The 18,000-nt window shown below is 60.0% G+C and carries 16 protein-coding genes; 12 read left to right on the top strand and 4 right to left on the bottom strand.

The window, feature by feature from the left end:
* The first annotated feature begins 179 nt into the window (after positions 1 to 179).
* The 5 genes from BMY36_RS07940 (at position 180) to BMY36_RS07960 (ending at position 5,138) form a co-directional block, all read left to right on the top strand.
* Entirely contained in the window at positions 180 to 1,253 is a 1,074-nt protein-coding gene (locus BMY36_RS07940; protein WP_050518657.1) for a Hint domain-containing protein, read from the top strand.
* Between the two features lie 241 nt (positions 1,254 to 1,494).
* Positions 1,495 to 2,115, top strand: coding sequence for a 30S ribosomal protein S4 (gene rpsD / locus BMY36_RS07945; protein ID WP_050518656.1), 621 nt, complete (start codon positions 1,495 to 1,497; stop codon positions 2,113 to 2,115).
* A 136-nt stretch (positions 2,116 to 2,251) separates the two neighbouring features.
* Complete coding sequence (hisC, locus tag BMY36_RS07950) at positions 2,252 to 3,337, top strand: histidinol-phosphate transaminase (protein WP_050518697.1); 1,086 nt, start codon at positions 2,252 to 2,254, stop codon at positions 3,335 to 3,337.
* Entirely contained in the window at positions 3,337 to 4,296 is a 960-nt protein-coding gene (locus BMY36_RS07955) for a prephenate/arogenate dehydrogenase family protein (RefSeq protein ID WP_050518655.1), read from the top strand. The genes hisC and BMY36_RS07955 overlap by 1 nt, the downstream gene beginning before the upstream one ends.
* 71 nt (positions 4,297 to 4,367) lie before the next feature.
* A complete protein-coding gene (locus BMY36_RS07960) occupies positions 4,368 to 5,138 on the top strand; it encodes an extensin-like domain-containing protein (protein ID WP_175469267.1) in 771 nt (256 codons plus the stop codon).
* 1 nt (position 5,139) lies between these two features.
* Here BMY36_RS07960 and BMY36_RS07965 read toward each other — a convergent pair whose 3' ends face one another.
* Positions 5,140 to 6,126 (bottom strand): DUF2125 domain-containing protein, encoded by a 987-nt coding sequence (locus BMY36_RS07965; protein WP_050518653.1) that lies wholly within the window; start codon positions 6,124 to 6,126, stop codon positions 5,140 to 5,142.
* Between the two features lie 66 nt (positions 6,127 to 6,192).
* On the opposite strand from BMY36_RS07965, the gene BMY36_RS07970 reads away from it, so the two are divergent.
* The 3 genes from BMY36_RS07970 to BMY36_RS07980 all read left to right on the top strand — a co-directional run bounded on the left by BMY36_RS07970 (position 6,193) and on the right by BMY36_RS07980 (position 9,474).
* Entirely contained in the window at positions 6,193 to 6,726 is a 534-nt protein-coding gene (locus BMY36_RS07970; protein WP_050518652.1) for a gamma-glutamylcyclotransferase, read from the top strand.
* A gap of 63 nt (positions 6,727 to 6,789) precedes the next feature.
* The gene (locus BMY36_RS07975) at positions 6,790 to 7,980 is read left to right on the top strand and encodes a GPO family capsid scaffolding protein (protein WP_050518651.1); all 1,191 of its coding nucleotides are present in this window, start codon (positions 6,790 to 6,792) and stop codon (positions 7,978 to 7,980) included.
* A 3-nt stretch (positions 7,981 to 7,983) separates the two neighbouring features.
* Positions 7,984 to 9,474, top strand: a complete 1,491-nt coding sequence (locus tag BMY36_RS07980; protein WP_050518650.1) for a peptidoglycan -binding protein — start codon at positions 7,984 to 7,986, stop codon at positions 9,472 to 9,474.
* A gap of 14 nt (positions 9,475 to 9,488) precedes the next feature.
* On the opposite strand, the gene BMY36_RS07985 is transcribed toward BMY36_RS07980, so the two are convergent.
* From BMY36_RS07985 to gloB, 3 genes are all read right to left on the bottom strand, one after another.
* The gene (locus BMY36_RS07985; protein WP_050518649.1) at positions 9,489 to 10,442 is read right to left on the bottom strand and encodes a M23 family metallopeptidase; all 954 of its coding nucleotides are present in this window, start codon (positions 10,440 to 10,442) and stop codon (positions 9,489 to 9,491) included.
* Between the two features lie 6 nt (positions 10,443 to 10,448).
* Positions 10,449 to 12,770: an ATP-dependent Clp protease ATP-binding subunit ClpA gene (gene clpA / locus BMY36_RS07990; protein WP_050518648.1), complete on the bottom strand. Its 2,322-nt coding sequence runs from the start codon at positions 12,768 to 12,770 to the stop codon at positions 10,449 to 10,451.
* A 171-nt stretch (positions 12,771 to 12,941) separates the two neighbouring features.
* Positions 12,942 to 13,715, bottom strand: coding sequence for a hydroxyacylglutathione hydrolase (gene gloB, locus BMY36_RS07995; RefSeq protein WP_050518647.1), 774 nt, complete (start codon positions 13,713 to 13,715; stop codon positions 12,942 to 12,944).
* A 76-nt stretch (positions 13,716 to 13,791) separates the two neighbouring features.
* Here gloB and BMY36_RS08000 point away from each other — a divergent pair, with 76 nt between their 5' ends.
* The 4 genes from BMY36_RS08000 (at position 13,792) to BMY36_RS08015 (ending at position 17,996) form a co-directional block, all read left to right on the top strand.
* Entirely contained in the window at positions 13,792 to 14,664 is an 873-nt protein-coding gene (locus BMY36_RS08000; RefSeq protein ID WP_082224770.1) for a methyltransferase domain-containing protein, read from the top strand.
* A gap of 347 nt (positions 14,665 to 15,011) precedes the next feature.
* Positions 15,012 to 15,572 (top strand): F0F1 ATP synthase subunit delta, encoded by a 561-nt coding sequence (locus BMY36_RS08005; RefSeq protein WP_050518696.1) that lies wholly within the window; start codon positions 15,012 to 15,014, stop codon positions 15,570 to 15,572.
* Positions 15,573 to 17,111, top strand: a complete 1,539-nt coding sequence (gene atpA, locus BMY36_RS08010) for a F0F1 ATP synthase subunit alpha (RefSeq protein ID WP_050518646.1) — start codon at positions 15,573 to 15,575, stop codon at positions 17,109 to 17,111.
* 12 nt (positions 17,112 to 17,123) lie between these two features.
* Positions 17,124 to 17,996 (top strand): F0F1 ATP synthase subunit gamma, encoded by an 873-nt coding sequence (locus tag BMY36_RS08015; protein WP_050518645.1) that lies wholly within the window; start codon positions 17,124 to 17,126, stop codon positions 17,994 to 17,996.
* Positions 17,997 to 18,000: the final 4 nt, after the last annotated feature.

The raw sequence follows: 18,000 nt of genomic DNA on the forward strand, positions 1-18,000 counted from the left end.
TGGGGTGCGGCGGTTTAGGGGGGCTGCGGATGTCGGGGGGGGTGCAGCTTTCCCCTGCGTCACATGCAGGGCTGCGCAAGTGTTTCTTGGGCTTTGTTGCGCAAATGCCATAGCCAAGGCACGTATCTGCTGTTAACATTTTGTTATAAACATAAAAAACGAGCAGGCAGTACAGGCATATGGGAACGGGCATTCGTGGCACGTTCGTCATCTCTTGGTCACAGACAGAAACAGACGGCCTGAAGGCCGCACCTTTGGACGTACTCGCCGTTGGCGCCTCATGGCGCTGGACTGGGGATGCGGTTCGCGTTGATGGTGCGCAGGACGTGTTGCTTTTGACGGGGGCCGAGGGGGCAGCGGACATTCGCAAAAGGGCGGCGCGCATGGTGCGTCGGTTGATCGGGTCGGCGATAACATCGCCCGCACGGCAAGAAAACGCACAGGATTTGGGCAGTGACGCCGACGCCGAACAGGGGTTCATCGTGACGGATGGCACGCAAAGCTATTCGGTGACCATGATCGAGGTGAAGGACACGGGTGCGCGGTTGTTGATGTTTGTCGATGACATTCCGCCCGCCAATCTGGACCTGTGGGTGGTGCGGTTGTCGATTGATCGCAATGCACAGGCGGCAGGCGCACGGGCGGCGGGGGGGGTGATTTGCTTTACCCCCGGCACGGTCATTCGCACGGTGGATGGCAAGCGGTTGATCGAAAACCTGACGCCCGGCGATTTTATTGCGACCAAGGACAATGGCCCGCAAGAAATTTTGTGGAAAGGCACGCGGCGGATGTCGGGGGCGCGGTTGCATGCGATGCCGCATTTGCGCCCGGTGCGCATTACGGCGGGTGCGATGGGCCTTGGGCGGCCAGACGATGATTTGCTGGTGTCGCCACAGCACCGGATGTTGATCAAAGGGGCTGCGGCGCGCGCGCTGTTTAACACCGATGAGGTGTTGGTGGCGGCGGAGGATTTGGTAAATGACACCAGTATTCTGGTCGATCAATCCGTGCGCGAGGTGACGTATGTTCATATCTTGTTGGCGCAGCATCAGGTGATTTGGGCGAATGGGTTGGAGACGGAGAGTTTTCACCCCTCCAACACCGCGCTGGAAACGGTGGAACCGGGGCAGCGCGGGCGGCTGTTGGAGTTGCTGCCGGGGCTGGAGATTAACCCGCATGTGTACGGCGATTATGCGCGGCGCAACTTGTCCGGGTCCGAGGCCGCGATTTTGCGGCATGATTTGGCCGCTTAAGCGTTGACAGTGCTAAAGGGCGGAGTATAAGCCGCGTCATGTCCCCGGATTAACCCCCGGGGGCTTTTCATTGGTGTTGGTGGACCCCGCAAGGGGATGCCTGTCACCCAAAGCGCTTTCAGAAATGAAGGGGCGGCGGGGAAGGACAACGCCCTTCATGTCTGTGACCCCGCGCCGCAACCCGAACAGGGAACCGGTTTTTGGGTAAGTCACGGACGAACAGTAAAGAAGGAGATCAGAGATGACCAAACGCACCTCTGCCAAACACAAACTTGACCGCCGTATGGGCGAAAACATCTGGGGCCGTCCAAAGTCCCCGGTGAACAAGCGCGAATATGGCCCCGGCCAGCACGGCCAGCGCCGTAAGAACAAACTGTCTGACTTTGGGACGCAGCTGCGCGCCAAGCAGAAATTGAAAGGCTATTACGGCGATTTGACCGAAAAGCAATTCCGCAAAATCTTTACCGAGGCCGAACGCGTCAAGGGTGACACGGGCGAGATGCTGGTGGGTCTGTTGGAGCGTCGTTTGGATGCGGTGATTTACCGTGCGAAATTCGTGCCAACCGTGTTTGCGGCGCGTCAGTTCGTGAACCACGGCCATGTCACTGTGAACGGTGCGCGCGTTAATATCGCGTCCTACCGTGTCAAAGAAGGCGATGTGATTGCTGTGCGTGATCGGTCCAAGCAGTTGGCGATCGTGCTGGAGGCTGTTGCCTTGGCCGAACGCGATGTGCCGGATTACATTGAAGTTGATCATTCCAAAATGACCGCGACATTTGTGCGCACACCTGCATTGGGTGACGTGCCATATCCGGTTGTTATGGAACCAAACCTTGTGGTCGAATATTACGCCAAGAACTGATCTTGGCCTGAGATTGGGCCTGCATTTGCGGGCCAAACAAAACGCCGCCCCTGTTTGGGGCGGCGTTTTGCGTTTGGGGGTCTGGTCAGGGGGCGTGCAAGGCGCTATTTGTCCGCTGCATGTGGGGAGTCTGGGTATGACGTTAAACATTCGGCCGCGGCCGGGGATTATGGATATTGCTTTGTATGTGGGGGGGGCAGCACCGGGTGCGGGGCAGGCCAACACGATAAAGCTGTCGTCGAACGAAAATCCGTTTGGCCCGTCTGATCGCGCCAAGGAGGCGTTTGGGCGGTCGGTCCATACGCTGCACCGCTATCCATCGACCGATCACGCGGCGTTGCGCGCGGCGATTGCCGAAACGCATGGGCTGGACGGTGCCCGCGTGATTTGCGGCGTGGGCAGCGACGAGATTATCCATTTCCTGTGCCAAGCCTATGCGGGCCCCGGGGATGAGGTGTTGTTTACCGAACACGGGTTCTTGATGTACCGCATTTCGGCCATGGCCGCAGGGGCGACCCCGGTGGAGGTGGCGGAGCGTGAGCGCACGACGGATGTGGCGGCGCTGCTTGCGGCCTGCACGGAGCGCACAAAGCTGGTGTTTATCGCCAACCCCAACAACCCCACGGGCACGATGATTTCGGCGGCGGAGGTGGCGCAACTGGCCGATGGTCTGCCGCCCCAAGCGATTTTGGTGCTGGACGGTGCCTATGCGGAGTATATCGAGGGATATGACGGTGGGCTTGCGCTGATTGAAGGGCGCGAGAATGTGGTGATGACGCGGACTTTTTCCAAGATTTATGGGCTTGGCGGGTTGCGGATTGGCTGGGGCTACGGGCCTGCGGCGATTGTCGATGTGCTGAACCGGATTCGCGGGCCGTTTAACCTGTCGAGTACGCAACTGGATGCGGCAGAGGCGGCGGTGCGCGACCAAGATTACGTGGCGCGCTGCCGCAGCGACAACGCCCGGATGCGCCATTGGCTGGCCGAGGCGTTGGCAGAACTTGGCGTGCCATCGGACACATCGCTGGCCAATTTCGTGCTGGCGCGGTTTGCCGATGCCGCCGAGGCAGAGGCCTGCGATTTGTTTTTGCGCGACCAAGGGCTGATTGTGCGGCGGGTGGCGGGGTATAAGCTGCCGCATTGTTTGCGCATCACGGTGGGCGATGAAAGTGCGTGCAGGCGCGTGGCCCATGCCGTGGCGCAGTTCAAAGGTAGGCGTTGATGGCCGTGATTTATGAAAAAGTGGCGCTGATCGGGTTGGGGTTGATCGCGTCATCCATGGCGCATGCGATGCGGCAACGCGGGCTGGCGGGGCAAATTGTTGGCCATGCGAAATCGGCGGAAAGCCGGGCGGCGGCGCTGGAACTGGGGTTTTGCGACGCAGTTTTTGCCACGGCGGCGCAGGCGGTTGCGGGTGCAGATTTGGTGGTTTTGGCGGTGCCAGTGGGGGTTATGGCCGCGATTGCTGCGGAAATTGGCCCGCATTTGAAACCGGGTGCCACGGTGACGGATGTGGGATCGGTCAAGCAGGCGGTGATTGATATGGTCGCCCCACATATGCCTGCGGGGGTGCATTTTATTCCCGGCCACCCAATTGCGGGGACCGAACATTCGGGGCCAAGGTCCGGTTTTGCAACACTTTTTGACAATCGCTGGTGGTTGCTGACGCCCGAAGGGGCGGACGCGGGCGCGGTGGCGCGGCTGCGCGCATTGTGCGAGGGGATGGGCGCCAATGTAGAGGAAATGGACGCCGCACACCATGATTTGGTGTTGGCCGTCACCAGCCACACGCCGCATCTGATCGCCTATACCATGGTGGGGGTTGCCGATGATCTGCGCCGGGTGACGGACAGCGAGGTCATCAAATACTCGGCCGCCGGGTTTCGTGATTTTACGCGGATTGCCGCGAGCGATCCGACCATGTGGCGCGATGTGTTTTTGACCAACAAGGACGCCACGCTGGAAATTCTGGGGCGGTTCACCGAGGAGTTGTTTGCCCTGCAGCGCGCCATTCGCAAGGGGGACGGCGCGCATTTGCACGCGTATTTCACCCGCACGCGGGCCATTCGGCGCGGGATTATCGAGGCGGGGCAAGACACTGATGCACCTGATTTTGGGCGTGGGTCTGGTGCGAAATTGGGGCCGAAACCCGGCACCAAGCAAGGTGGTGATGCTGCATGAGGTTTGTGAGTTTCCTGGTTGTCTTTTGTTTCGCGGTGCCTGCCTTTGCTGAGTTTTCGTCTGTCCGTCCAATGCCGCGCCCGGTTTCGGAGGCGGTTCCTGTGATTGCCGCCCAAGTGGCGGTGGCGCAAGGGGCGGCCGTGTCGCCCACGCGGTCCATTCGCCCCCCACGTCGCCCCGATATGGCGGTTATTTTGGCGCAGGCCGCGCCACGCAACCCCGGCAAAGGGTTGTTGGGGTGGTTGTTTGGGTCCAAAAAGGCGTCTGCGCCGCAACCATCACCAGAACAAGCCCCCAAATCTGTGCCGAAATCTGCGCCATCGGTGAAGGGGTCTGTGTGTCAGGACCCGGCGATCCGGGGGGTGAGTATTCCCGATATTAAAGGCGCGCAGCGGGGGTGCGGCGTGAAAAACCCAGTGCGGGTCAGCGAGATTGATGGGGTGCGGTTGAGCGTGGCTGCGACGATGGATTGCGACACGGCGCGGGCGCTGCGCACTTGGGTCACCCAAAAGCTGCAACCTGCGTTTGGCGGGGCGCGCGTGACGGAGTTGCAAGTGGCGGCGCATTATGCCTGCCGGGGGCGCAACAACAAAAAAAGCGCGCGGACATCGGAACATGGGCGCGGCAAAGCCATTGATATTTCAGGGTTTACGCTGGCCGATGGGCGAAATCTGTCGATCTTGAAACATTACAAGGGCGGGCAGGGCAAGGCCATTCGGGCCGCGCATAAAGGGGCCTGCGGGATATTTGGCACGACCTTGGGGCCGGGGTCGGATGGATACCACGAAAACCATTTACATTTTGACACCGCGCGGTATCGCGGTGGGCCGTATTGCAAGTGATTTAGCGCAGGCGCGGTGCGGTGCCCACGGGCAGCGGCCCAATTAGGGCGATGCCGTTTTTGAAGGTCAGCGGCAATTCGATGCGGGTTTTGTCGGCGGCGGTCATGGTCAAGAACCCCGCCGCTTGATCCCACATTTTGCGGTCCTTGGCCGCGATCACCCCCATTGATTGGGCCACGTCCAGCGCCAACGGCCAGTTTTCAAGGCTGATGCGAATGTCACCTTCGGCAAAGCCTGCGCTGTCGGGGGTGATGCGTCCCTTGGCGGAAAGACCGATCTGGCCCCAATCCACCCGAAATTCGCCCAGATCAATGGACGCGATTTGGGGGTGCGATTGCAGGGCCATCCGGTCAATCGGGGCGGTAAAGGCGGTGGTGGCATCCAGCCGGACCAAGGCGATTTGCGGCGGCAGGGCCGTGCCGAACCGCGCGGTTAGGCTGGCATCGGGGGTAATGTCGGTCAGGGTCAGCGCGATGTCATGGGCGTTTTCGCCCCGTTCCGCGCGGCGGGTGGCAAAGCGCAAGGCTTGGGCTGCAATTTGCCACCCGCCATCCCCGATCAGGGTCAGATTGTTGCCGATCAAGGTGATGCGGTCCAGCGGCAGGGCGGGCACGGGTTGGGCCACTACGCTGGCCTGAAGTTTCTCGCTGCGCAGGGTGACATTTTCGCGGCTGCTGGTCAGGCGCTGTTCGGGGGCAAAGGCGACGATCACATGCCACGGTTTATAGCTGAGGCTGAGGACCTGAAAAAACGCGGATTGCCAGCCCAGACCCGTGGCGGGGTCGGACAGGCGCGGCTCGGTCACGGTAAGATCAAAGCGGTTGGGGAAACCTTGAACCACCATCGCGGCGACATCGGCTTGGCGCCCGCTGGCTTGGACTTGGGCGACCCAATTGCGGGCGGCCGTATCAAACCCCCGCGCGCCAATGAACCAATAACCGCACCACAGGCCCGCCAAAACCACGACAACCGCCGTTAATGCCCGCATTGCCCGCCCCCCTTTTCATTTTGTCCCATTTGCGTTCTACAGGGGCAAAGCGAAAGGGGCCAGAGCATGGACGCAGCCTTGTGGGTTTTTGGATATGGGTCGCTGATCTGGAACCCCGGATTTGCGGTTGCGGAACAACGGGTCGCGGTTTTGCCGGGCTGGCGGCGCAGTTTTTGCATGCGGTCAATCCATCATCGTGGCACGGTGGACGCGCCGGGGCTGGTGCTGGCGCTGGACCGTGCGGAGGGTGCGGCCTGTGCGGGCGTGGCGTTTCGGGTGGAACCCTGGACAGAGGATGCCACGATAGAGGCGTTGCGCGCGCGGGAATTGATATCATCGGCCTATCTGGAGGAGTGGCTAGAGATAGAGGTGGGCGGGGCTGCGGTGCGCGCGCTAACCTATGTGATTGACCCGGTGCATGAGCAATACTGCGGCGGGTTGGCGTTGGAGGCGCAAGCGCAGATTATCGCGGCGGCGGTGGGCGGGCGCGGGCGCAATTGTGAATATTTGTTCAACACCGCCGCGCATTTGGCAAGTTTAGGGATTGCGGACGCGGACCTTGATTGGCTGTGCGACCGGGTGCGCCGTTTGCGGGCGTAAATGAAGGTTGGCAGATGGGCGGTCTGCGCCTAAGCTACAGGTCAAGCAAACCAGAAGGGTCGCATGGAAAAGACCACAACCGAGGCAGAGCTGTCGTTCACCCAACCCATTCGCCAGATTGTGATGATGCTGGCGGTGATTATTTTGGTGGTTGTCGGGGCGTTTTTCGCCTGGGGGCAATTGTCGGGGATATTTTTGGCCAATATCTGGCTGAATGGGTTCATCGTTTTTGTGTTTTTCATCGGCGTGCTGTCATGTTTTTGGCAAGTGCTGCAACTGTCGCAATCCGTGCGCTGGATTGTGGAATTTTCGCCCGAAGGGTCGGATGCGGGGGCGCAACCGCCGCGCCTGTTGGCCCCTTTGGCCGCACTTTTGCGCAGCCGGGGGGCAAGGATGCGGATTTCGGCATCTTCGGCCCGGTCAATCCAAGATTCCGTTGCGACACGGATTGATGAAGCGCGTGATATTACGCGGTATTTGGTTAACCTGTTGGTTTTCCTTGGGCTTTTGGGAACGTTTTACGGGCTTGCGACCACTGTGCCCGCCGTGGTCGAAACCATTCGCAGTCTTGCCCCGCAAGAGGGCGAGACGGGGATGCAGGTGTTTGACAAGCTGATGGGCGGGCTGGAGGCGCAGCTGGGCGGTATGGGCACGGCGTTTTCATCCTCACTTTTGGGTCTTGCCGGGTCGCTGGTGGTGGGGATGCTGGAGCTGTTTGCCAGCCACGGCCAGAACCGGTTTTACCGCGAGTTGGAGGAATGGCTGTCGTCGATCACGCGGTTGGGGTTTTCCAACGGGGATGGTGCGGGCGACGGCGATGGCGGCGATATGGCGGGCCTTGGTGGGGTGATGGACCAAGTGGCGCGGCAATTGGAAACGCTGCAAAACCTGTTTGTGCAGGCCGATGTGTCGCGCAGTTTGGCGGATGATCGGTTGGGTTTGCTGGGCGAGGCGGTGCAGGGTTTGGCGACGCAAGTGCAGGCGGATGCGCATATTCAGGACCGATTGGCAGAGCTGGCGGCGGCGCAAACCGCGCTGTTGACGCGGATCGCGGACGGGCAGGACCGCGCAGCGACGGAGGGGCCAGAGGCGGAAAGCCGGATGCGCCTGCGGTCGATCGACGTGCAACTGTTGCGGATTTTGGAAGAAATCGTGGCGGGACGCCAAGAAAGCATGCAAGATTTGCGCGCCGATCTGGCGGGCGTGACCAATGCGGTGCGGCAATTGTCGCGCAGCCCCGGGGGCAAGGGGTAGGGCATGGCGCTTTCTCGGCGGGGTGGGCAGCGGATGAGCGGGGCGATTTGGCCCGGGTTTGTCGATGCGATGACCGCTTTGCTGCTGGTGCTGATGTTCGTTTTGTCGATTTTCATGATCGTGCAATCAGTACTGCGCGAAACCATCGACAGCCAAGGTTCGGAATTGAACAGCTTGTCGGCGCAGGTCGCGGGGTTGGCGGATGCGCTGGGGTTGGAACAGGCGCGCGCCGATGGGCTGGCCGATGATTTGGGCGCACTGAACGCGACGTTGCTGGCCACCCAAGCCGATGCGGCGGCGCGGGTTGCGGATTTTGAAGCACAAGTGGCGGGGTTGCTGGCGGCGCGGGACGCGGCGCTGGGGCAGGTCGCGACATTGGAAACCGATTTGGAAGCGGCGGCGCGGTTGGAGGCGGCAAAGACAGCGGCGTTTGAAGCGCTGGTGGCCGATTTGCGGCGCGATGCGGCGGCAGGCGAGGTGTCACTGGCGCAAAGTCTGGCGGCGCTGCAGCAGTCGGAAGCGGTGGCGGCGGAGTTGACGGGGCAGCTTGACGCGGCGGAGGCGGCACGGCTGGTGGAACTGGCGGCGGCGCAGGCATTGCGCGCGCGGTTGGCGGCGGCGGGTACTGAATTGACCGCAATGACGATGAATTTGGAAGCGCAGCGCAAGCGGGCTGAGGAGACGCTGACCTTGCTTGCGGCGGCGCAAACCCAAGCGGCGGCAGAGTTGACCGGGCGCGATGCGGTGCTGGCCACGGCGCGGGCAGCCTTGGCGCAAGAGGAGGCGCAAAGCGCGGAGGCGGCGCGGCGTATGGCGCTGTTGAACGAACAAATTGCGGCGTTGCGTGGACAATTGGGGAATTTGCAGGGTTTGCTGGATGCATCTGCGGTGCGGGATGCGGATGCGAATATTCGGGTGGATGCGCTGGGCACGCAGTTGAACGTCGCATTGGCGCAAGTGGCGGCGGAGCAAAAACGCCGCGCGGAAATGGAAGCGGCGGAGCGGGTGCGGCTGGAGGCGGAGGCGAAAACGCTGGAAACCTTCCGATCAGAGTTTTTTGGGCAGTTGCGGCAACTGTTGGCGGGGCGCGACGGGGTGCGGATTGTGGGCGACCGTTTTGTGTTTTCGTCTGAGGTGCTGTTTCAGCCGGGGTCGGCCGATCTGGCACCCGAGGGGCGGCGGCAAATTGCGGGGGTGGTGGCGACGTTGAAAGAAATCTCGGGCGAGATTCCGGCAGAGATTGATTGGATTATTCGGGTGGATGGGCACACCGATAACGTGCCGCTGTCGGGTGCGGGGACGTTTGGCGACAACTGGGAGTTGAGCCAAGCGCGGGCCTTGTCCGTGGTGCGGTTCATGCAGGATGACCTGGGCTTTCCGCCCGACCGGATGGCGGCGACGGGGTTTGGGGAATGGCAGCCAGTGGCGGCGGGCAATTCCGAGGCGGCGCGGGCGCAAAACCGGCGGATTGAGTTGAAATTGACCGAGAGATAGGCGGTGCGCGCAGATTAGGGCGCGATGTTCAAAGTGACCCTTTTATCGCCGATCATTTGGTTTGCGCGGGTCAGCGTGGCCGACCCTGTGTAGGTGCCGGGGGGCCAAGCGGCAGCGCGCAAACGTTTGCCGACGGCGCGCATGGCGCGGGCTTGGGTGCGGTCGATGTTCAGTGTTTCTTGTAAAATGCGACCTTTGGGCCCGGTCAGGGTGAAGGTCAGCGTATCCCCCGCGCGGGGGCCGAAAATATGTGTCCAGATGACCAAAGCTGGGGCCGTTTTGGGCAGGGATGGCGCGGCGGCGGTGCCGGATTTCACAGCGTCAAAGCTGGGGACAGCGCTGGCGAACCCTGCGTCGATCAGCCCGCCGGGTTGGTAGGGCAGGGCGGGGGACCAAAGGCCGGGTGCGGGCGCGTTGCAGGTGGCGGTGTCGCCGGGGGAAAACGGGTCGATGACTTGGCCGTTTTGGCGGACCGAAAGGTGAAGATGCGGAAATTCGGTGTTGCCCGACAGCCCAATTTGACCCAAGGGGGTGCCCGGCGTGACGGTTTGGCCGGGTTTGACGGTAACGCTGCCGCGTTTGAGGTGGCAATATTGGGTTTTCCAGCTGCCGTCGTGGGTGATGACAACGGCGTTGCCACATTCGCGGTTTGAAATGTCAGGGGCGTTGGGCGCGTTGCTGGCGATATCATCCATATCGTCGCGGATGGCGCGGACTTGACCCGGCGCTGCGGCAAGGACGGCGACGCCGTTTGCCATATCTTGCAGCGTGGGGACCGCGAAATCGGTGCCTTTGTGGCCATCATAGCTGAGGGGGCCGCAGGTGAAATCGGTGGCGTTGGGCGTGGGGTCGCGGTCGTTGAATTGCTGGATGAAACAGGTTTGGTTCAGCGTGCAATCAACCGGAAATGTTAAAGTAAAGGCCCCCGCTTGCGCAGGGGCCAAAAGAAGGAAAGCAAGCGTTTTCATGCGCCTTTATTCTGCGGTGAGCAGGGGGATTTTCTTGCCTGCGATGCGCAGTTTGCTGGGCTCTTCACAAGTGATGTCGATTTTGTCGTCTTTGACGCCGACCTTTACCAAGCCACCTTTGACAAGTTTGCCAAACAACAACTCCTCGGCCAACGGTTTTTTGATGTATTCTTGGATCACGCGGCCAAGGGGGCGCGCGCCCATTTTATCATCATAGCCCTTTTCACCCAACCAATTCGCCGCCTCATCGGTCATTTCGATATGGACGTTGCGGTCCATCAGCTGCGCTTCCAGCTGCAGCACGAATTTTTCGACGACTTGGCGGATGATGCCACGGCCCAAGGGCGCGAAGCTGATCACCGCATCAAGGCGGTTGCGAAATTCGGGCGTGAATGTCCGTTCAATCGCTGCGGTATCTTCACCCGTGCGGCGGTCGCGGCCAAAGCCGATGGCGGATTTGGACTGTTCCATCGCACCCGCGTTCGAGGTCATGATGAGGATGACATTGCGGAAATCGACGGAGCGACCATTGTGGTCAGTCAGTTTGCCATGGTCCATGACCTGCAACAAGATGTTGTAGACATCCGGATGCGCCTTTTCCATTTCATCCAGCAGCAAGACGCAATGTGGATGCTGATCGATGCCATCGGTCAACATGCCGCCTTGGTCAAAACCGACATAGCCGGGAGGCGCACCGATAAGACGGGACACCGCGTGTTTTTCCATGTATTCCGACATGTCAAACCGCAACAGTTCCACGCCAAGGGTGTTGGCGAGTTGTTTGGCGACCTCAGTTTTGCCCACGCCCGTTGGCCCGGCGAACAAATAGTTGCCAATGGGTTTTTCCGGCTCGCGCAGGCCTGCGCGGGCGAGTTTGATCGCGGAGGCCAGCGCTTCAATCGCTTTGTCCTGACCGAACACCACGCGTTTTAGGGATTGTTCCAAACCGCGCAGCACCTCGGAATCGTCTTTGGAGACGTTTTTGGCGGGGATGCGGGCGATTTTGGCGACCACCGCCTCAATCTCTTTGGTGCCGATGGTTTTGCGGCGTTTGGACTCGGTCAGCAGGTGCTGGGCCGCGCCCGCCTCATCGATCACGTCGATCGCAGAGTCTGGCAGTTTGCGGTCGTTGATATAACGCGCCGCAAGTTCCACCGCGACCTTAATCGCATCGGCGGTATAACGCAGATCGTGATGTTCTTCGAAATGCGGTTTCAGGCCCATCAAGATTTTGATGGTGTCGGGGATCGAGGGTTCATTCACGTCGATTTTCTGGAACCGACGGGCCAGCGCGCGGTCTTTTTCAAAATGCTGGCGGAACTCCTTGTAAGTGGTGGAGCCCATGGTGCGCAGTTTGCCGCCCTGCAACGCAGGTTTCAGCAGGTTTGACGCGTCCATGGCACCGCCCGAGGTCGCCCCCGCACCGATGATGGTGTGGATTTCGTCGATGAACAGGACCGCGTCTGGGTGATCCTCCATCTCCTTTACCACCGCTTTCAGGCGTTCTTCAAAATCACCACGATAGCGGGTGCCTGCCAACAGCGCACCCATATCAAGACTGTAGATCGTTGTTTTAGAAAGGATTTCAGGGGTTTGACCGTTGATAATTTTCCATGCCAACCCTTCGGCAATTGCCGTTTTGCCCACGCCGGGGTCGCCCACCAACAAGGGGTTATTCTTGCGGCGGCGGCACAGAACTTGGATACAACGCTCCACCTCTGCCTCGCGCCCGATCAGAGGGTCCACATCGCCTTTCAGCGCTTTGACGTTCAGATCGACACAGTATTTGGAAAGGGCGGAATCTTTAGCATCGCCCGCCTCCCCTTTGGGGGTTTCGTGCTGGTTTTCCTCGGCACCCGTGACGGGGCGCGCCTCGCCAAAGGCGGGGTCTTTGGCCACGCCATGCGCGATAAAATTAACGGCATCATAGCGGGTCATTTCCTGTTCTTGCAGGAAATAGGCCGCGTTGGATTCGCGTTCGGCAAAGATGGCGACCAGCACGTTGGCGCCTGTCACCTCATTGCGACCGGATGATTGCACATGAATTGCGGCACGCTGGATCACGCGTTGAAAGGCGGCGGTGGGCACCGCCTCGGACCCTTCGACATCGGTCACAAGGGTGGACAAGTCGTCGTCGATGAAATCGACCAGCGTTTTGCGCAGCGCGGTCAAATCGACGGTGCAAGCCTTCATCACCCGCGCGGCGTCGGGTTCATCAATCAGGGCCAGAAGCAAATGTTCCAGCGTGGCGAGTTCGTGGCGACGCGCGTTGGCGAGGGCCAAAGCGCCGTGGATTGCCTGTTCAAGCGTCGTGGAAAAAGATGGCACGGTATAGTGCTCCTCGTGTTCTGCGGTCCGTTGGGGCGGGCTGCCCGTTCTGACCTTGGCCTCATATGGTTAAGGTTCGGTTTTATTTCGGCGGCTTCAAGTCTTTTTTCCAAATATTTAGCGTTTCGCGCGACTATGTGGGAAAAAGTGATCGGATGTTGGGGGGCGGCATTAGAATTTGTCTTTGCGCGCCCGGATTTCAGCGAAAACATCGACGTCAGCGGCGTTTGGCATGGCCAGATGCGCCTTGATGTCGGGGTTGTGGGCACGCAAGAACGGGTTGGTTTGACGCTCTTGGGCCAAGGTGGTGGGTACAGAGGGTTGGCCATTCGCCAGCCCATCCTGCACCCTGTCTGAAATCAAGATAAGCTGCGGATTGCCGGGATCAAGGGTTAGGGCAAAGCGAATGTTCGATGCGGCGTATTCATGGCCGGAACACAGCAGCGTATCGGCGGGCAGGGCGTTGGTTTGCGCGATTGCGGCGTGCATTTGGGCCGGCGTCCCTTCAAACAAGCGGCCACAGCCCATGACCATCAGGCTGTCGCCGGAAAACAGCAGTTTCGACTGGGGAAAATGGTAAGCGATATGGCCAATTGTGTGGCCGGGCATATCAAAGATTTGCACGGGCTCGCCGCAAATTTGGACCGTATCGCCGGGGCGCAGGGCATGGTCGAGGGACGGCAGGCGGTGGGCATCGGCGGCGGCGCCCCAGATGCGGGGTTTTTGCGAAAGGCCGGTCAAAAGGTCGGGCAGCCCGTCGATATGGTCCCAGTGGTGGTGGGTCAGCAAAACGTCGGTCAGGGTCCACCCACGCGCATCAAGGGCAACCAGAATGGGGGCGGCGTCGGGCACATCGACCAAAGCGGTATCGCCCGTTGCGGGGTTGTGGATCAAATAGGCGTAATTATCTGATAGGCAGGGAATGGTCATACGATCAAGTGCCATGGTCTTTTGCCCTTTGTTTGGTAAGGTCAGGTTTGGTATGGTCGGGCAGTGTCGCCCGAAAAAGGCTTTGTTTGCAATGCATCTTGATGTGCTGGACCTTCGCAACTTTTACTATCGGACCAAGTTGGGCCGGGTGGCGCAGCGTGCCATTCGCGATGCCGTGGTGCGGATGTGGCCTGTAGGGGCGGGCAATTTGGTGGGTCAGACCATGGTGGGATACGGGTTTGCTGTGCCGCTGATGCGCCCCTATCTGGCCGATGCGCGCCGTGTGATTGGCTTGATGCCCGCGCCGCAGGGCGTGATGGCTTGGCCTGCGGGCATGGAAAACGTATCGCTGTTGGTGGAGGAGGCGCAATGGCCGCTGGCCACGGGCAGCGTGGACCGTTTGATCATGATGCATGGGTTGGAAACATCCGAACAACCGTCGCACGTGTTGGACGAGGTGGTGCGCGTGCTTGGCCCCGGCGGGCGGGCGTTGTTCATTGTGCCGTCCCGGTCGGGGCTGTGGGCGCGGCGCGATGGCACGCCGTTCGGCTTTGGCCGCCCTTATTCAATGGGGCAGTTAGAGGCGCAGCTGAAACGCCATGATTTGACGGTGGAACACAGCGTATCCGCGCTGTTTGCACCGCCATCGGGGCATCCGTTTTGGTTGCGCACATCGGATTTCTTTGAACGCAACGGGCGCAGGGTCGCGCCGTTTTTGGCGGGTGGTGCGTTGATGGTGGAGGTGTCCAAGCAGCGCCCGCCCTCGCGCAGTGGGTTGGTGGCGGCGGTGCGCCGACCGTTGCGGATTTTGGAAGGGTTGGGGCAGGGCGCGCCCGAACCTGCTTTGCGCTCACCTGCTTTGCGCGCGCCTGCGATGCCGGACGGGGTGGCGCGTGATGGGGGCCAAAATGCTGCGCAAACGGGTGCGGCGGAGGACGGGCAGGCCCACCCCGCCCAAGGGTAACGCAGACCGCAGGCGTAGTGCCGCGCGTGGCGGGCGGAGCAGAATCGCAAGGTGCTGTGGCGCGGTGAAGCAAAGCGGTTTTGACGTGGCACATGCGGGCAAATGCGGCGTGGACCCGTTGATTTGCGCCCTATCCCACCGTTGCCCAGTGATGCAAAGCTGCGCTGCGGCATAACTGCGGCATGTTAGCGCCCCTCACGCGCATTTTACCCTTTGTTGACGGTTGCAGCAATTTTCCGCCTCTGCTACACCGCATCGAAATTCAGACGCATGCACCCCGTATGCGCCATAGAATGCCCTTGTGCCTTATCGTTAGGCATCTGGGGTTTAATTTCGGAAGGGATGACGTGTCAGAACCAGCTTCGATCTCCTCCGGCATTGCCGCACGCTACGCCACCGCTTTGTTTGAGCTGGCGAAGGAAAGCAAAGGCTTGAAGGCGTTGGAGGGCGATATTGACGCGCTCGACACCGCATTGGCCCAATCTGCTGACCTGAAAGCGCTGATTTCCTCGCCGGTTTACACCCGCGAAGATCAGGCCCGCGCGATTGCCGCGATTGCCAAAAAGATGGGGCTGTCGTCCCTGATGGCCAACACGATGTCCTTGATGGCGTCCAAGCGCCGCTTGTTCGTGTTGCCCTATCTGACCAAATCCGTGCAGGACATGATCAGTGTTGAAAAGGGCGAGGTGACCGCTGAGGTGACTTCGGCCGTCAAGCTGTCTGCCGCACAGGCCAAAGACCTTGCCGCCACGCTGAAAGCCAGCGTGGGCAAGGATGTGAAACTGAAAACCGCTGTCGATGAATCCCTCATCGGCGGTCTGATCGTCAAGCTTGGCTCCACTATGATCGACACGTCGGTCAAGGCAAAGCTCGCGTCCCTCCAGAATGCAATGAAAGAGGTCGGATAAATGGGTATCCAAGCAGCTGAAATTTCTGCGATCCTGAAGGACCAGATAAAAAACTTTGGCCAAGACGCCGAAGTGGCCGAAGTTGGCCGGGTTCTGAGCGTTGGCGACGGGATTGCCCGCGTTCACGGGTTGGACAATGTGCAGGCCGGTGAAATGGTCGAATTCCCAGGCGGGATTCGCGGCATGGCGTTGAACCTGGAAGTGGACAACGTCGGTATCGTTATTTTCGGCGATGACCGTTCGATCAAAGAAGGCGACACCGTTAAGCGCACCAAGTCCATCGTGGACGTGCCTGTGGGCGACGAGCTGTTGGGCCGTGTGGTTGATGGTTTGGGCACGCCGATTGATGGCAAAGGCCCCTTGGGCACCACCAAGCGCGCGATTGCGGACGTAAAAGCGCCCGGCATTATCCCTCGCCAGTCGGTGCATGAGCCGATGGCGACTGGCCTGAAGTCGGTTGACGCGATGATCCCGGTTGGCCGTGGCCAGCGCGAACTGATCATTGGGGACCGCCAGACCGGCAAAACCGCTATTGCGCTGGATACAATTTTGAACCAGCAGTCCTATAACAAGGCTGCCGGCGACGACGAAAGCAAAAAGCTGTATTGCGTCTATGTGGCTATTGGGCAGAAACGCTCCACCGTGGCGCAGTTGGTGAAGAAGCTGGAAGAAACCGGCGCGATTGCCTATACAATCGTCGTGGCCGCGACCGCTTCTGACCCAGCACCGATGCAGTTTTTGGCACCTTATGCCGCGACATCCATTGCGGAACATTTCCGTGACAACGGCCGCCATGCGCTGATCATTTATGATGATTTGTCCAAGCAGGCCGTGTCTTATCGTCAAATGTCGCTGTTGTTGCGCCGCCCACCGGGCCGCGAAGCTTATCCGGGCGACGTGTTCTATCTCCACTCCCGCCTGTTGGAGCGGTCGTCGAAGTTGAACGCCGAGCATGGTTCGGGGTCGTTGACCGCGCTGCCAATCATTGAAACCCAAGGTGGGGACGTTTCCGCGTTTATTCCAACCAACGTGATTTCGATCACCGATGGTCAGATCTTTTTGGAAACCGAATTGTTCTATCAGGGTATCCGTCCGGCTGTGAACACTGGTTTGTCGGTGTCTCGTGTTGGTTCATCCGCGCAGACAGATGCGATGAAATCGGTCGCTGGCCCGGTGAAACTGGAGTTGGCGCAGTACCGCGAAATGGCGGCGTTTGCGCAGTTTGGGTCCGATTTGGACGCCTCCACCCAGCAGTTGCTGAACCGTGGTGCGCGTTTGACCGAATTGATGAAGCAGCCACAGTATTCGCCCCTGACGGGTTCGGAAATTGTTTGCGTGATCTTTGCGGGCACCAAGGGCTATCTGGACAAGATCCCGGTAAAAGAGGTTGGCCGTTATGAGGCCGGTCTGTTGAAGCACTTGCGCAGCAACCACGCTGATTTGTTGGCCGATATCACCAACAATGACCGCAAGGTGAAGGGCGAGCTTGAGGATAAAATCAAGGCCGCGCTGAACGCATACGCCAAAGATTTCGCCTAAAGGGGTAGGTCAATGCCGAGCCTAAAGGACTTAAAAAACAAGATCACGAGTATCAAGAATACTCGGAAAATCACCAAGGCCATGCAGATGGTTGCCGCGGCGAAATTGCGCCGCGCGCAAGAAGCGGCCGAGGCTGGACGCCCCTATGCTGAACGGATGAATGCCGTGATGGCGGGGCTTTCGGCATCGGTTGGTGGATCGACAAGCGCGCCCCGGCTGTTGGCCGGGACGGGGAGCAACAAAGTGCATCTGTTGGTTGTGATGACCGCAGAGCGTGGGCTTTGTGGCGGGTTCAACTCTACCATAGTGCGCCTTGCACGGGTGCGGATTAACGCGCTGCTGGGCCAAGGTAAAACCGTGAAAATTCTGACCGTGGGCAAAAAAGGCCGCGAGCAGTTGAAGCGCGATTTTGCGGCGCATTTTGTGGGCCATGTCGATTTGTCAGAGGTGAAGCGCGTCGGTTATGTGCAGGCGCAAGCGATTGCCAAGGATATTTTGCAGCGCTTTGATGCGGGCGAATTTGATGTGGCGACGTTGTTCTTCAACCGCTTCCAATCGGTGATTGCGCAGGTGCCAACGGCGCAGCAAGTCATCCCCGCCAAGTTTGAGGCGGTGGAGGATACCACAACTGCGCTGTATGATTATGAGCCGTCCGAGGAAGGCATCCTTGCCGACCTGTTGCCGCGCGGTGTGGCCACGCAAGTGTTTACCGCGCTGTTGGAAAACGGGGCCTCCGAACAAGGGGCCCGGATGAGCGCGATGGACAACGCAACGCGCAACGCAGGCGACATGATCGACAAATACACGACGATCTACAACCGCTCGCGTCAGGCTGCGATCACCAAAGAACTTATCGAAATCATCTCGGGCGCTGAGGCGCTTTGACCCG

Source organism: Pseudorhodobacter antarcticus (assembly GCF_900110135.1).
Lineage (GTDB): Bacteria > Pseudomonadota > Alphaproteobacteria > Rhodobacterales > Rhodobacteraceae > Pseudorhodobacter > Pseudorhodobacter antarcticus.

What these genes read in the sequence shown, in the direction of transcription:
- BMY36_RS07960 (WP_175469267.1), top strand. Translation starts at nt 4,368, where the DNA reads ATGCCGCGCCCGGTTTCGGAGGCGGTTCCTGTGATTGCCGCCCAAGTG.
- BMY36_RS07985 (WP_050518649.1), bottom strand. Translation starts at nt 10,442, where the DNA reads ATGAAAACGCTTGCTTTCCTTCTTTTGGCCCCTGCGCAAGCGGGGGCC.
- BMY36_RS07940 (WP_050518657.1), top strand. Translation starts at nt 180, where the DNA reads ATGGGAACGGGCATTCGTGGCACGTTCGTCATCTCTTGGTCACAGACA.
- gloB (WP_050518647.1), bottom strand. Translation starts at nt 13,715, where the DNA reads ATGGCACTTGATCGTATGACCATTCCCTGCCTATCAGATAATTACGCC.
- BMY36_RS07975 (WP_050518651.1), top strand. Translation starts at nt 6,790, where the DNA reads ATGGAAAAGACCACAACCGAGGCAGAGCTGTCGTTCACCCAACCCATT.
- hisC (WP_050518697.1), top strand. Translation starts at nt 2,252, where the DNA reads ATGACGTTAAACATTCGGCCGCGGCCGGGGATTATGGATATTGCTTTG.
- BMY36_RS07965 (WP_050518653.1), bottom strand. Translation starts at nt 6,126, where the DNA reads ATGCGGGCATTAACGGCGGTTGTCGTGGTTTTGGCGGGCCTGTGGTGC.
- atpA (WP_050518646.1), top strand. Translation starts at nt 15,573, where the DNA reads ATGGGTATCCAAGCAGCTGAAATTTCTGCGATCCTGAAGGACCAGATA.
- BMY36_RS07970 (WP_050518652.1), top strand. Translation starts at nt 6,193, where the DNA reads ATGGACGCAGCCTTGTGGGTTTTTGGATATGGGTCGCTGATCTGGAAC.
- BMY36_RS07955 (WP_050518655.1), top strand. Translation starts at nt 3,337, where the DNA reads ATGGCCGTGATTTATGAAAAAGTGGCGCTGATCGGGTTGGGGTTGATC.
- BMY36_RS08015 (WP_050518645.1), top strand. Translation starts at nt 17,124, where the DNA reads ATGCCGAGCCTAAAGGACTTAAAAAACAAGATCACGAGTATCAAGAAT.
- BMY36_RS07980 (WP_050518650.1), top strand. Translation starts at nt 7,984, where the DNA reads ATGGCGCTTTCTCGGCGGGGTGGGCAGCGGATGAGCGGGGCGATTTGG.
- BMY36_RS08000 (WP_082224770.1), top strand. Translation starts at nt 13,792, where the DNA reads ATGCATCTTGATGTGCTGGACCTTCGCAACTTTTACTATCGGACCAAG.
- rpsD (WP_050518656.1), top strand. Translation starts at nt 1,495, where the DNA reads ATGACCAAACGCACCTCTGCCAAACACAAACTTGACCGCCGTATGGGC.